The organism is Neisseria brasiliensis, assembly GCF_009671065.1.
Classification (GTDB): domain Bacteria; phylum Pseudomonadota; class Gammaproteobacteria; order Burkholderiales; family Neisseriaceae; genus Neisseria; species Neisseria brasiliensis.
In genome coordinates, this window is the sequence record NZ_CP046027.1 from 1,588,314 (window position 1) to 1,603,268 (window position 14,955).

The following is a 14,955-nucleotide window of genomic DNA, read 5'->3' on the forward strand; positions in this document are numbered from 1 at the left end:
TATTTTCCCGAAGTTACAGCAAAATGTCTAGCAAAATATCGAAAAATCGCTCATTTTGGCGTTAAATGGCAAAAATCGAAAGCGGAAGCAAGATGAGTTTGTTAACAAGAGTATATATTCTAATCAGTTGGTTTCATAAGAAAACAGGCCGTCTGAAAAGAAGAAATATGCGTATAATAACGGCTGTTTTGGATTGTGAAAAAAATCATGGATATTGCTGATTTTGACTTTGAATTACCTGAAAAATTAATCGCGCAACACCCGCCTGAAGTGCGCGGCAGCAGCCGTTTGCTGGTGGCTTTGCCCGATATGCCGCTCAAAGATGCGCATTTTGCCGATTTGCCTGATTATGTCGGACGCGGCGATGTGCTGGTGTTTAACAACACCAAAGTGATTAAAGCACGCTTGTTTGGCCAAAAAGCCAGCGGCGGCAAAATTGAAGCACTGATTGAACGTGTTTTAGACGAACATACCGCTTTAGCGCATGTGCGTTCGTCAAAATCACCCAAGCCAGGAACGGAGCTGATTTTTGAAGGCGGCATTAATGCGGTGATGGTTGAACGGCAGGAAGAATTGTTCTGCCTGCGATTTGACGGCACGCAAACGGTTTATGAATTATTGGAGCAAAACGGCCATTTGCCTTTGCCGCCTTATATTGAACGGGCGGCGGATGATAAAGACGACAGCCGCTATCAAACGGTTTATGCCAAGCATCAGGGCGCAGTTGCCGCGCCGACGGCCGGTTTGCATTTTACCGATGAGCTGTTGGCTGCGTTGAAAGCCAAAGGCGTGGAAATGGCGGAAGTGACCTTGCATGTGGGCGCGGGCACGTTCCAGCCTGTTCGCGTGGATAATATTGCCGATCATAAAATGCACAGCGAATGGTTTGAGGTGCCGTCTGAAACAGTTGCAGCAATTGAAGCAGCCAAAGCACGTGGTAATCGGGTGTGGTCGATCGGCACCACGTCGATGCGGGCATTGGAATCTGCTGCGCGGGAAACAGGCCGTCTGAAAGCCGGACAGGGCGATACCGATATTTTTATTACCCCGGGCTATCGCTTCAAAGTGGTTGACCGCTTGATTACCAATTTCCATTTGCCGAAATCAACGCTGCTGATGCTGGTGAGTGCATTGTCGGGTATGCAGCATATCCGTGATGTGTATCAACATGCGGTTGAGCAGGAATACCGTTTTTTCAGCTATGGCGATGCGATGATTTTGGGGCGCGTTGAGCATACGGACTGAAAATGCCGCTCCGTATGATTGATGGTTCATTCGTATTGTGCGCCATTCATCTAAAATCGGCTTGGTTTCTGATCAGTTTTCAATAAGCCCGCAGATGGAGGGAAAAGCCGTCTGAACATAAACGGCAATTGCTGAGTTTTAATGTTCAGACGGTTTATTTATGCGGTAACCAAGTGAGGTCACAAATATCATCTTTGGGATGAAAGCCGATTGGGGCTTCCATTAAAAGAGCACGAAGAGAGGGGTGATCCATGTCCCGACAGGCAGATTCCATGCGTGTCAGGATATCGGATAATTGCGCCCAAGATAACATGATTTCATTAGCAGTCATGATGCGGGGGTGAGAGGTTTTTTGTACTTCATCACTGATCAGCAGTTCTTCATACAGCTTTTCACCCGGACGTAAACCAGTAATTTTGATGGCAATGTCACCTTCAGGGTGTAAGGTATCTTTAATCTTCAATCCGCTCAGATTAATCATTTGCTTGGCAAGGTCAATGATTTTGACTGATTCGCCCATGTCCAACACAAACACATCACCGCCTTTGCCCATTGCCCCTGCCTGAATCACCAGTTGTGCTGCTTCCGGGATGGTCATGAAGTAGCGGGTAATATCTTGGTGCGTGAGGGTAATCGGGCCGCCGGCTGCAATTTGTTTCTCAAATACAGGTACCACTGAGCCGGATGAACCCAATACGTTTCCAAAACGCACCATACAGAAACGGGTATGCTGGTTTGGTTCGGCAGCCAAAGCTTGCAGGCATAGTTCGGCCATGCGTTTGCTGGCCCCCATGGTGTTGGTCGGACGCACGGCTTTGTCGGTTGAAATCAGAACGAAAGTATCGACCTTGGCTTCAATTGCTGCTTGTGCGCAGAAGAGTGTGCCGAAAATATTATTTTGAATGCCTTCGATGGTATTGAATTCAACCATCGGCACATGCTTATATGCTGCAGCATGGTAAACGGTTTCGACTTGGTAGGCGCGCATGATGCTTAACAGGCGCTCTTTGTTTTGTACTGAGCCCAATAGCGGTAGTATTTCAACAGGAGAGCCGGTTTCTTTTTGTTTTTCATTGAGTTCTTGATGGATGTTATATAAAGAAAACTCAGATAGTTCAAGCAGCAATAATTTAGTGGGCGCGCACTGTAAAATCTGTCGGCATAACTCCGAACCAATCGAACCGCCGGCACCGGTGACCATGACGACTTTGCCGGTAATATCTGCATACATCAATTCAGCGTGCGGTTCGACAGGATCGCGACCTAATAAATCAACAACTGAGATTTTTTTCAATGAGCCGACATTGATTTTGCCGTCGACCAAATCTTTCATACTGGGAATCGTCAAAACTTCACATTTATATTGTTCTAAATGTTTGATAATGGCCTTGCGTTCTTTCTGGGTTGCATGCGGTATGGCCAATAAGATTTTTTCGACACCGTAACGGCTGATTAGAGATTGGATTTCATGTGGCGCATAAACCGTTAAATCATAAATCATATTATGCTGAATACTTTTGTCGTTATCCACAAAAGCAACTGCATGGTATTCACGGACTTGTTTGATGGCCTCCAGTAATTGACGTCCCGAACTGCCTGCTCCGTAAATAATAACTGGGCTCATTTTTTTAGTATGGCGTTCAGATAAGACTGCCCGCAGTGTAATACGTGAGCTGGTGATTAGTACGACAACGAGCAGGAAGTAAACCAGTGGCAATGCAAATGTAAATCTATGCTCAAAAAACAGGATGCTGGTAAAGAAGATGACAGCTGAAAAAGTACTGCCGGCCATTGCGGTCGTCAATACACGGGTGCTGACATAACGGGTGACTGCACGATAGAGGCCTAAACGGATAAAAATGGTGATGCTCAGTACCGCGGTTACGAGAAAAGCAGGCCAGTTAATGATGTTGAGCCATTCGTCAGAATGGTTGAATTTCAAGCTTTGGGTAAACCAAAAAGCAATAAATAGGACGAACAGGTCATAAATGACAAAGAATGCCTTTTTAATGCTGCGGGGTAGAGCTAACAGGGTTTCCAAATTCATTTTGGTATGTCTAAAGTAAAGATATCAATAAATAAATATTTATGAAATAAATATTTATGCAGTCGCTTCTGCTAAGATTTGTTCAATATTGTGGCAGCAAAAAGCCATTTCTTCTATAGTTAAAGTTGGGTGTACCAAGAACATCAAGCTGGTTTCGCCCAATTCAACGGCGTTTTTCAAACGTTCTTTCGGGCGCCACGGCGTGCCTTCAAAGGCTTTTTCCAAATATACTTCCGAGCAGCTGCCTTGATAAGCCGGCACGTTGCGTGCATTCAATTCATTGACAATGCGATCGCGTGTCCAACCTTCTTTCAAGTTTTCCGGTTTGACGAAAACGTAATATTTGTATTGCGCGTGCTCGATGTAATCAGCGACTTCAACTAAACGGATGCTGCTGAATTTACGAAATGATTGCGTTAATTGTTCGGCATTGGCTTGACGTTTAGCTGTCCAATCCGGCATGCGTTTGATTTGAATACGTCCGATGACAGCTTGCATTTCCATCATACGCCAGTTGGTGCCGAAGCACTCATGCAGCCAACGGAAACCCGGTGCATGTTCGCGGTGGTAAACGGCATCGTAGCTTTTGCCGTGGTCTTTGTACGACCACATTTTGCTCCACAAATCTTTATCGTTGGTGGTAACCATGCCGCCTTCGCCGCCGGTGGTCATGATTTTGTCTTGGCAGAACGACCATGCACCGACATGGCCGATAGAGCCGACTGATTTGCCTTTGTATTTGGCGCCGTGTGCTTGCGCGCAATCTTCAATCACCCACAATTTGTGTTCTGCTGCCAGAGCCATGATGTCGTCCATTTCGGCAGGCATACCGGCCAAATGCACCACGATAATGGCTTTAGTATTCGGTGTCAGTGCGGCTTTAATGGTTTCAGCGCTGATGTTTTGGCTGTTTAAGTCAACATCGGCAAACACCGGATTGGCGCCCGCAGTGACGATCGAAGAGGCGGAAGCCAAGAAGGTACGTGACGTCACAATCACATCATCGCCTGCGCCAATGTCCATGGCTTTGAGTGCAACATCCAATGCCACCGTGCCATTTGATAATGCAATGGCATATTCGGTTCCGATATATTGGGCAAATTCTTTTTCAAATTCGCGGCATTCGGTGCCGGTCCAATAATTGACTTTGTTTGACAGCAGCACGCGTGATACTGCATCTGCTTCTTCTTGGGTGAAGCTGGGCCATGGAGAGAGAGAGGTATTAAGCATTTGCTTTTCCTGAAAAAAAGGCTGGTGGAATTTCTTAAATAAACAGTGCCGATTAAATGCCGAAGTGCTTTTTTAAATCGGTTAAAGACTCAATCCAAAAATGTGGGTGGTATGCGGCATCAAAATCGTCAGATTTGTGCTGATGAATATTGTGTTCAGAACCTTTCAGCCCAATCGTAAGCCAGCCCATTTTTTTAGGGGTAATAAAGTCTTTTTTAATATTGTCACCCACATAAATGAATTGATGGTTTTTACCATATTTATTTTGCAGATAGGCAAAGCGTTCGGGGTTGGGCTTTTCTGATTGAAAAGATTCCGAAATCAGAATATCTGCAAATAAATCCATGAGGCCAAGCGCTTCTAATTTGAGGCGCTGGGTAATGCTGCGGCCATCCGTAATCAATGCGGTCGCAGCAAAATATTGGGTGAGATTCTTTAGCGATTCGTAATCCATATAAGGCTTGATAACCGGTTTATGTAATCGGTATTGCCATAATAAAGTTTGTTTTTCCGAATCATTCAGACGGCATTGAGTACAGATGACATCCAGCCAATTATTATCCTGATAATCAATAGCAGATTCTAAAGAATGTGCATCGTATTCAGGATAAAGTGTGGCAATGGTTTGAATCACGGATTGAATGCCGGACACTTTATAGTCGTATTCTGAATATAAGGTATCATCTAAATCGAACACCAATACTGCGTTTTGAGGATTATTGATTTTCATGAACCAGTACCCTGGCATCGTAGCGCAGCATCATTAAGTTATTTTCCCATTGGTCGAAAAAGGAAATTTCCTGACCCATCAAGTATTCTTGAATCAGCCAGCCGGGATAATTACCACCAGCCGCATAGGTCAGCGGGAAACCGCCGCCAAAGCGTGGGTTGATTTCGACGCTGTAAAATTCTTCGGTTTGGTCGTTGTAGAAAAATTGAGCAGTGATACAGCCGCGCGCACCTTCCAATACCGCCATTTTTTCAACCAATACATCATATAAGTGATTGCGACGGGTAATGCCTTTGCTGACTTCACCGGTACGCACTTCCAAGCGCTCACGCGGAATCACGCATTTCAGACGGCCTTGATTGTCGTAATACATGTCAACGGTAAATTCTTTGAATTCATTGACGATATCGATGAGCTGGCAGAACATTAATTTAGGATCGGCCATCATCTCTTCAGTAATATCTGCTTGAGTATCAACACGTTCGGTACCAATGGCGCGGCTGCCGTCATAAGGTTTGACGAAGCAGGGCAGGGTTAAGTTATTTCGGTCGTAAATTTTGGGTGATTGAATGCCGTATTGGGCAAACAAATCAGCAGTTTTGCGCTTATCACGACATAAGGTAATCAGAGTGCTGTCCGATACAATGATGTGAATACCGGCTTCTTCAAAACGAGCACGGGCATCAGCCAGCTTCTGCAATTCTGTATCGATGGTCGGAATAATCAAGGCGATGTTGTGTTCAACTGCGAGTTGGTAAATGCTGTCGATGTAATCATCGGCTTTGATGGCAGGTACCACAAATGAGCCGTCTGAAACATGACAAGCCGATGACATGTGCGGGAACATATCGGTTGTGAATACTTTGATGTCACCTTCAAATTTAGCGGCTTCAGTTTTAAAGTCTTGAACCAGCTCAACACGGCGGCCGGCAGATAAAATCAGTACATTATTTTTTTTCATTGGTGTCATTTCCTGTGAAAAACGGCATAGTGGCTTCTCCATCAGCGGAAATGCCTTCTTTGATAAATACTTTTTTGACAGTTAAAAATAAGATTTTAATGTCCAGCCAAAGGCTGAAATTGTCGATATACCAAATATCATGGGCAAATTTCTCATCCCATGACAATGCATTGCGGCCATTTACCTGAGCCCAGCCGGTAACGCCCGGTTTCATTTCATGGCGGCGGTTTTGGAAATCATTGTATAAGGGCAAATAGCTCATCAACAGCGGACGTGGGCCTACCAGACTCATATCGCCTTTTAAGACATTCCAAAGCTCGGGGAGTTCATCGAGACTGGTGGCACGCAATTTGCGTCCGAACGGGGTCAACCGTTCACTGTCGGGGAGTGGATTGCCGTTGGCATCAATGGCATCACGCATAGAGCGGAATTTAATCATTTTGAACGGTTTACCGTTTTCACCTGGGCGCTCTTGAGTAAAAAATACCGGCGAGCCCAAATTTTTCTTGATGAGATAAATCAAAATCAAAAATACCGGTGACAAAATAATTAAGCCGGCCGCCGAAGCGACAATGTCGAATAGGCGTTTAATCAGTTTATTCATGACCTAATCTTTCAATAAGGTGGACAATTCTTTGATAGGAAACATCGCGTTTAAAGCGACGAATGATTTCTTCAAATTGCACAGGGTCGTTTTTATGGTTGAGAATGGCTTTGGCTGCTCGTACAAAATCTTCTACATTGCCAGATTGGTAGTTGGTATGGGGTACCAGTTTTAAAGTTTCGGCAACTTCAGGATGCACTTGGCTGTTTAAAATCGGTTTTTGCAGCGCTAAGTAGTCTGAGAGCTTATTAGTAATTGAAGCTGCCGAGTGGGCATGAATCGGATTCACGGCAATATCACAACCTTTGGCTACCGACATCATCTCAGCGTAGGGAATATATCCATAAAATTTGATCGATTCGCTCGCATATTTTTTTAACTTTTCTAAATCCGGACCACCACCCATGACATGCAGCTCCACATTCAGACCATCAGCTAATAATTGCTGCATCCCTTTGCAGACAGTTTCCATGTCGTAACTGAAACTGAGTGTGCCCAAGTAAAAGAAACGAATCGCTGGTGTAGTGAATACTTTTTGTGGCGCCGTTGCCATTTTGTCAAAATCCGCACCAATAAATACCACTTCCCTCGGTGCTTGCGGGTTGGCCTCATGTGCACGCTTCAAGTAAGACTTTGATACTGCCACTAAGCCGTCTGCATAGGCATAAGCTTCATTTGCCCGAGATGAAAACGGAAATTTTTGATGTTGCACTTTTTTCATAAAAGGAATGACGGCCGAGAAGGATTCCGGCCAGACATCCTGCACATCAATAATCATTTTGTAGCCCAGCTTTTGCTTAAATTTTCCCAAAACCAGATTGGTGGCAATTAAGGGGTAGGCTGAATACACCAAATCTATGTCACCGGCTTGTCGTTGAGTGAGCCAGTTTTCTAAATTTTTGACAAAAACATGATGGCTTTTTAAGCGCGATATAGAAACGTTTTTCTGATAACCGCTTTCTTCTAACAGCATAACTTTCAGACGGCCTTGTGAAGCAGATTCGGCATCTTCAGGCCGTCTGAACGATTTATCGTAATGCTTAAAGTTGCTGGTAATCAGCAATACATCGTGCTTTTGCGACAATAACTCTGCCAAATACCAAAAGCGGTTGAAATGCGGTTCGCTAGGTAAAGAGCAATAAGGGGCAACAATGGTAATGTTCATCGTTCAGACGGCCTTACATGTTGTATGCAGCCATAGTGGTGCGGTAAATTTCATCATCAGAACACAGGTGGGTAACATGTTGATGTAATGCTTTACCCATTTCGCCACGCAATTGACGACCTTTTACTAATTTAGTTACCGCTTCGATAAATTGTTCATCATCACCAAACGGAATGCAGTAACCGGTTTTACCGGTAATCACCATTTCAGAAATACCGGCCATATCGTAAGTAACGACAGGGGTATCATATAACCCAGATTCCAAAATATTATTACCGACGCCGGCGCCATGATCGCCTATGCAATGCGGTGTGTTGACCAAGATGTCGACCTCTTTAAAATAACCGGTCAAATCGCGCACGCCACCTAAGAAAGTGACTTTGTCGTCGATATTCAAACGCTTGGCTTGTGATTTTAAGTTTTCTATCTCTTCACCGATACCGGCTACGTTTAGGCGGACAGGTAAGCCGCGGTCAATCATTTTCTTGAAGATGTCCAACATTAAATGTACCGCACGAACGGTGTCTAAGCGTGATAATGTACCCAGCATGACATAATCTTTGCTGCTTTTCTCAGGGACATAATCCACTTCATGCAAGGCGTTATAAGTGTAGGTTACACGGTTAGCAGGGAAGCCATGACGAATCAACTTTTCTTGTTCGTGTTTACAGTTGCCGATGATGTACACGCCTAATTTATCAAATAATTTTGCAATTTTAGGGTAGGTTTGAGGATCTAAACCACGGGCATGGTAAAACACTTTGGTTTTAGGCGAAGCAATTTTGGCTGCAATGGCGCAAGCAGGCACAATACGCGCCATTTGGCAGTGAACCACGTCAGGCTGTTCGCGTTTTAACATCTTCATATAAGCAAACATGGCTTTGATATAACCTTTTTTACCACCTTGATAGAAGTTGATAGGCTGCCATTTGATGCCTAATTCTTGCGCCTCTTTAATTAAAGGGCCGTCTGAAGATGCCAAAATCACTTGATGGCCACGGGCATTTAATAAACGACCTAAACGGAACGTGGCATTTTCAGTACCGCCTAAGCCATCCATATTAGAAGTTAAAACAATTTTTTTCATCGTAAACATTCTTGAGTTTGAAATTTAAATTTATTGTGTAACGGCATGCTTTTTGTACATTGGCAAAGTGCTGTATATAAAAATCATAAAACACGGAAACCAAATAAATGGCATCCTGAAAATAGTAGAAGGAATAAAGCCTGCCAATAAAAATAAGCCCATCGCTGCTAAGGCGATAAATTTTTGCTTAGAATTAAAATTACTGTTTGAAGCAGCTTGCAGCATATAGGTGACTACGTATGCAATAAAACCTAATAAAGAAATGATGCCAAATCCTAAATAGAGCTCAATAATAAAGCTGTGTGGATTTTCAAAACCTAAGCTACCGCTTAAGTGTCCACCAAAAAATTCCCCAAAATTTTTCGGGCCGTATCCGTAGAGTAAAAATGGCGGATTATTCCAAAAATAATTATAGATTTCTTGTCTGTATCCGACTGAATTGTCGCTATCCAAGTCAAATAAGAAAAGATACAAACGTGAAGAAATATTTTCTAAAAATACATTACCATTTAACGATAAAAGAAAACTACCAATCCATTCTTTCGGAATCATCGATAAGACGATACCGCTAATTAAGATCATTAATGTTGTCAACAACGCATTGTTACGATAGATGAGATTAAGTAAAAATAGAATGATGTAACAAAGCGTTGCAGTTCGCGATGCGCTGGCAAAAATAATTGCGCCTAAAGCTAAAAAAAGTAACCAACCTATTCTTTTATCTTTTTTGCTTGCATGGGTGGTAAAAAATACCAATATGGCAGGCGAAAAACACAATGCGGCAGTGCCTAAGTTGTTAGGGTTAAAGAAGAATCCTTTAATAATCCCGGAATCTACTGCCAAGATTTCATTTGATTGTACAAATTGAAAACCGGTTGCAACTTCGATTGCGGGAGGGATCACCATACAGCTGACGAAAAAAATCAATACTCTGTGGATAAAGGTAAGGGGTTCTTCATGTCGACTGATGATTAAATATAATAGGTAAAATAAACTCGGTAACGACAGGAAAAACAGGGTATCCATGAATTGAATTCGTGAAAGCGACGAAATCAATAAATGCAGCCCGCCCCAGTAAGCCATAACGAATACTGCCAATAAAGCATAAAATATATTTTTAGGAATATTTTTCAGTTCAAAGGCTAAAATAAATGGCACAACCAAACTAATCAGAATAGTTAACGGGTTATCAATGCGTGGAATACCAACCCTATATGATAGGGTGGGGCCTAACATATACGAGAAAATCATCAGATAAAAAAGAATGATATAAAGTTTTTGTTTTTTGATTTCCACAGTAAGTCCTACAAGACAGATTTCAGACAAGATTTGCCATTATCTGGATATTTTCCCTAATATTATTTAATGTTTTCTCAGGCGTGCTTTAACTATGCTAACAGATTCAAGAATTTGTTTTTTATGATAAATTGTCAATAGAATTAAACCGCCTAACCACAATAATGAGAAAATAAAATAATTGCTTTTGGTACCAAAATAAGTATAGCTAATACACATTAGCAAACACAAAATAGCATTGGAATACAATTTCATACGTGGCAATTTTTGCCATAGTTTTGATGAGAGCTCTGTTTTAATCATAAAGAATATACAGAATGAAGTGGCACTTGCAATGGCCGCACCTCTTGCGCCAAGTGAAGGCACAAGGAATTTCAAGAGCGATAAATTTACCCCCAAGCACACAAAATTAATCACGGTAATCAGCCATGTTTTTTTAACGACGTTCAAGCCGATTCCGCTGACTTCAGTTAATGTGTAGAAGAGTGGAAACAATAAACTTGAAAGTAAAATAAATTGAACAGGCTCATATTTTGGCGGCAAAATCCATGTCACAATAGGTGAGAAAATCCCCACCATGCAGATGATGGCGCTGATTAAAGCCGTCATTGATACCGCTACTTGACTGATTTTATCTAGATTCTCATTTTCTTTGACCCATTTAAATACCATGGGTGCCCAAATTGTGGAAAAAATGCTTTGGAAAATGAGCGCGATGGCACCAAAATTTACCGCCATCGAATAAATACCCAGTTGCTCTAAGCTGGCCATTTCTTTCAGTACAAAACGGTCTACAGATGTGAATCCCCAATAGGCTAAGTTGCCGAATGCTAAAGGTAAGCCATATTGCAAAGCTTGGTTGGACAAATCTTTTGAGAAAGAAGATGTAATCGCTGATTTCAGTTCACCTTTCGTTTGATAAGCCAATATCATTACGGTCACGATTTGTGCTGCGGTATAAGAAAAGATCAAGCTTAATGTGTTTTTAGGTAAACCGAATGCAACCAGTATCAAAACAAAAGCAAGAATAAAAAATTTCGGTATCAGTTGGCTGACGGAAAAGGCAAAAGCTTTTTCCTGCATTCTCAAGATCAAAGATAAGAAGCGAGAAAATAAAGCAGTAGTCAGAAAGAGCAAAAATAGACCACCTAATACACCATCGCTTAAATCAAATACTAAGTCAGAAGGCCAAGTCGGGTTCCATAAGGCAATGGCAATGGAAGCAAGCGTGACCAATAAAAATGGCAAAGTCGCCAACGATTTAAATAAGCTGGCTTTGTTTTCAACTTCGTAATAATTGCGAATATAGGCGTGATCCAAGCCTAATCCCAATACCAAAATAATGAGACTGGATACCGTTTGCAGGAATACAATACGGCCAATGTCTTCTGCTGGGAAATACCAAGAAATCAGCGGCAAGGAAATCAAGCCAAAAGCCGCGCTGCCGATAGGGCCGAGTGCATAACCTAAAATTTTACGTGCATTCATATATTTGTTTCAGACGGCCTATAGGGTGGTTACAAGTGGGCGTTTGGGCAATGTTGAGATCAATCGACCATTTATTGATATTGTTTAGAAAGGTTTTCTTGGCGTATCTGAAAGATCAAATGCGCCAAGAAAACCGACTGGCTTGAGTAGCCAGTCAGCTTGTTGCAATTATGCTTTGATTACTTTAGGGTTCTTAACTGAGAATTTACCGCGAGTATCTACGATTAATTTGGCATGCTCGGTAATCATGGCGTAATCAAATTTATCGTGATCAGTTGTCAATACCACGCAATCGAATTGAGCAATATTCTCAGGGGTTAAAGTCTCGCTCTTCAAATCGAAGTAGTGATGGCCTGGAATATGTGGGAACTCAGGTACGTGTGGGTCAGAGTAAGCAACATTGGCGCCCAGCTTGGCCAAGCGGTCCATCACTTCTACTGATGGGCTTTCGCGCATGTCGTCCACGTTTTTCTTATAGGCAATACCCAAAATCAGGATTTTGCTGTCTTTGATTGAGCGGTTGTGCTCGTTCAAGCCCAAGCTTACTTTTTCGATAACATAGTCAGGCATATATGAGTTTACTTCGCCGGCCAGCTCGATAAAGCGGGTGTTTACACCGTATTCGCGTGCTTTCCAAGTCAGGTAGAATGGGTCAATTGGGATACAGTGACCACCCAAACCTGGGCCAGGATAGTAGGCAACGAAACCAAAAGGTTTGGTCGCCGCAGCTGCAATAACTTCATGAATGTCGATGTCCATTTTATCGGCGACAATTTTCATTTCGTTTACCAAACCGATGTTAACGGCACGGTGGATGTTTTCCAAAAGTTTAGTCAATTCAGCAGCTTTGGTTGAGCTTACAGGCACAACTTTATCAATAGCTGGCTCATACAAGGCTTTACCAACTTCCAAACAAGCTGGAGTATGGCCGCCGATTACTTTAGGAATCGTGCGGGTTTCGAAGTTAGGGTTACCCGGGTCTTCACGTTCTGGAGAGTAAACCAAGAATACGTTTTCGCCGACTTTCAGGCCGCCTTCTTCCACGCGTGGCAACAGTTCCTCTTCGGTGGTGCCAGGGTAGGTGGTTGATTCCAAAGACAATACTTGGCCTTCGCGTAAGTAAGGTTTAACCGCGTTGGTGGTGTCGATTACGTAACTCATGTCCGGTTCACGGTATTTGTTCAATGGTGTCGGTACACACAAGATCACGGCTTCTACTTCACCAATGCGTGAGAAATCTGTAGTCGCTTCAAACAAAGATTGGCTGGCGGCTGCAATTTTTTCAGAAGGGATGTGCTCGATGTAGCTTTCGCCTTTGTTCAATTTGTTGACTTTGGTTTCATCAATATCGAAGCCCAATACTTGGTAACCGATATCAACATAACGCAGCATCAGTGGCAGACCAACATAACCCAAACCGACAATACCGATTTTGGCGGTTTTGTCGGCAAACTTTTGAATAGTAATATTTTTCATGACTTTTCTCATGTGATTGATAGGAAACTCATCTTGCATGGCATTTGAACAGGCTGTTCAATCATGTCTGTGTGATTGCGGCATCATCACGGCTGACTGTAAAGCCGAATGACAGACAGCTTTTTTGTCTTTAGGTGAGTAATGAAGGCAATCATAAGCGTTTGTAAGAGTCGTCTCAAACAAAAAAGTTTTACCGTGAGAAAATACGGTTATACGGTAGTTTTATTACGGTTAAAAAATACTAATAGCATAGTGATGAAGAAAATATAGAAATAAGAAATAAGTATATGAAAAAATAAAGATTTAATTTAAAAATGAAAAAGGAATAATATAAAAATGAGAAGTGCTATCGTCTATTTACGTAAGATAAATACGAATATATTTACATTATTTAACAAATATATTTATTAATCTATTTACTTTAAAAATAAATTGTTTCAATTTTATTTTGATTAACGATAAGTAGAAGCAAAATAAAAGCACACTCATTAAAAGTATGCTTGTTATGGTTTGCACTAAATCGTGTCAGAGCGAACTAGTGTCCATTTAATATCACCATCCAATATTTCAACCGACTGGCTTTGCCAGTGTGGCTTCTGCTGCAAAATATCAGGCTGCTCATCAAAATTAAACAGCATTTTACTCGGATTGCCTAAGATTTTAGGCGATTGGTACAACACGATTTCATCCACTAAGTCAGCTTGTAAAAAACTGGTATTGAGTGTGGTGCCGGCTTCAATCATCAATTCGCCAATGCCTTTTTCGGCCAAGATGTTCAAAACCTGCTTTAAATCGAGGCGCTCGCCAATGCTTTCAGACGGCCTGACAATATCGATATGTGGGTAGGCCAAATAAGGCTGCCAACGTGTTTCATCCTCAATCAAAGTGATAATCAGGGTAGGGCTTTGGCCGTCTGAAACCAGATGGCTGTCTAAAGGTGTGCGCAATTGGCTGTCTAACACCACGCGGACGGGTTGGCGCAGGGTAGGGAATGCACGCACATTTAAGCGCGGATTGTCTGCCAGTACCGTGCCGATGCCGGTGAGTATAGCGCAGCTTTCAGCACGCACTTGCTGCACGTCGTTTCTTGCAGCCTCGCTGGTAATCCATTGGCTTTGGCCGTCTGAGAGCGCGGTTTTACCATCAAGACTGGCGGCGCATTTGAGCCGTACATAAGGTCGGTTGCGCTCGATGCGCGACAAAAAACCGCGGTTTAATTCGCGTGCTTCACGTTCCAGCAAGCCGCTTTCGGTTTGAATGCCTGCCGCGGTCAGCATGGCCAAACCTTTTCCGGCCACCAAAGGATTGGGGTCGGTCATGGCAGCGACCACACGTGTCACACCGCTTTCGATTAAGGCTTTGGCGCAAGGGGGCGTGCGGCCGTAATGGCTGCAGGGCTCAAGCGTTACATAGGCGGTTGCTCCTTGTGCCATGGCACCGGCCTGCCGTAAGGCATGTACTTCGGCATGCGGTTCGCCTGCTTTGACATGGTAGCCTTGGCCGACAATCTGCCCGCCGTGTGCAATGACGCAGCCGACGCGGGGATTGGGGGAAGTGGAAAAACGCCCCAGCCGGGCAAGGGCAAGGGCGTTTTGCATCATCTGGATATCGGTGTTGCTGAACATT

At 43.1% G+C, this 14,955-nt stretch carries 12 protein-coding genes; 1 reads left to right on the plus strand and 11 read right to left on the minus strand.

Annotated features, from left to right (window positions below):
* Positions 1-207: 207 nt before the first annotated feature.
* Positions 208-1,245: a tRNA preQ1(34) S-adenosylmethionine ribosyltransferase-isomerase QueA gene (gene queA, locus GJV52_RS08075; RefSeq protein ID WP_095503252.1), complete on the plus strand. Its 1,038-nt coding sequence runs from the start codon at positions 208-210 to the stop codon at positions 1,243-1,245.
* 154 nt (positions 1,246-1,399) lie between these two features.
* On the opposite strand, the gene GJV52_RS08080 is transcribed toward queA, so the two are convergent.
* From GJV52_RS08080 to ribD, 11 genes are all read right to left on the minus strand, one after another.
* Positions 1,400-3,292, minus strand: coding sequence for a polysaccharide biosynthesis protein (locus tag GJV52_RS08080; RefSeq protein WP_100563227.1), 1,893 nt, complete (start codon positions 3,290-3,292; stop codon positions 1,400-1,402).
* Between the two features lie 54 nt (positions 3,293-3,346).
* Positions 3,347-4,522, minus strand: a complete 1,176-nt coding sequence (locus tag GJV52_RS08085) for a DegT/DnrJ/EryC1/StrS family aminotransferase (RefSeq protein WP_100563225.1) — start codon at positions 4,520-4,522, stop codon at positions 3,347-3,349.
* A 52-nt stretch (positions 4,523-4,574) separates the two neighbouring features.
* Positions 4,575-5,252 carry an HAD family hydrolase gene (locus tag GJV52_RS08090; protein WP_095502363.1) on the minus strand — a complete coding sequence of 226 codons (678 nt, stop codon included), beginning with the start codon at positions 5,250-5,252 and terminating at the stop codon, positions 4,575-4,577.
* Positions 5,239-6,213, minus strand: a complete 975-nt coding sequence (locus GJV52_RS08095; protein ID WP_100563223.1) for an ATP-grasp domain-containing protein — start codon at positions 6,211-6,213, stop codon at positions 5,239-5,241. The genes GJV52_RS08090 and GJV52_RS08095 overlap by 14 nt, the downstream gene beginning before the upstream one ends.
* Complete coding sequence (locus GJV52_RS08100; protein ID WP_095502365.1) at positions 6,200-6,817, minus strand: sugar transferase; 618 nt, start codon at positions 6,815-6,817, stop codon at positions 6,200-6,202. The genes GJV52_RS08095 and GJV52_RS08100 overlap by 14 nt, the downstream gene beginning before the upstream one ends.
* Positions 6,810-7,982, minus strand: coding sequence for a glycosyltransferase (locus tag GJV52_RS08105; RefSeq protein ID WP_100563221.1), 1,173 nt, complete (start codon positions 7,980-7,982; stop codon positions 6,810-6,812). Before GJV52_RS08105 ends, GJV52_RS08100 begins: the two co-directional genes overlap by 8 nt.
* Positions 7,983-7,995: 13 nt before the next feature.
* On the minus strand, positions 7,996-9,069 hold the full coding sequence (locus GJV52_RS08110) for a glycosyltransferase family 4 protein (RefSeq protein WP_100563219.1): 1,074 nt from the start codon (positions 9,067-9,069) through the stop codon (positions 7,996-7,998).
* A 30-nt stretch (positions 9,070-9,099) separates the two neighbouring features.
* Positions 9,100-10,365 (minus strand): O-antigen ligase family protein, encoded by a 1,266-nt coding sequence (locus tag GJV52_RS08115; protein WP_095502368.1) that lies wholly within the window; start codon positions 10,363-10,365, stop codon positions 9,100-9,102.
* A gap of 66 nt (positions 10,366-10,431) precedes the next feature.
* Positions 10,432-11,853 (minus strand): lipopolysaccharide biosynthesis protein, encoded by a 1,422-nt coding sequence (locus tag GJV52_RS08120; protein WP_095502369.1) that lies wholly within the window; start codon positions 11,851-11,853, stop codon positions 10,432-10,434.
* 168 nt (positions 11,854-12,021) lie between these two features.
* Positions 12,022-13,329: a nucleotide sugar dehydrogenase gene (locus GJV52_RS08125; RefSeq protein WP_095502370.1), complete on the minus strand. Its 1,308-nt coding sequence runs from the start codon at positions 13,327-13,329 to the stop codon at positions 12,022-12,024.
* Between the two features lie 515 nt (positions 13,330-13,844).
* The gene (ribD, locus tag GJV52_RS08130; protein WP_095502371.1) at positions 13,845-14,954 is read right to left on the minus strand and encodes a bifunctional diaminohydroxyphosphoribosylaminopyrimidine deaminase/5-amino-6-(5-phosphoribosylamino)uracil reductase RibD; all 1,110 of its coding nucleotides are present in this window, start codon (positions 14,952-14,954) and stop codon (positions 13,845-13,847) included.
* Position 14,955 lies beyond the last annotated feature (1 nt).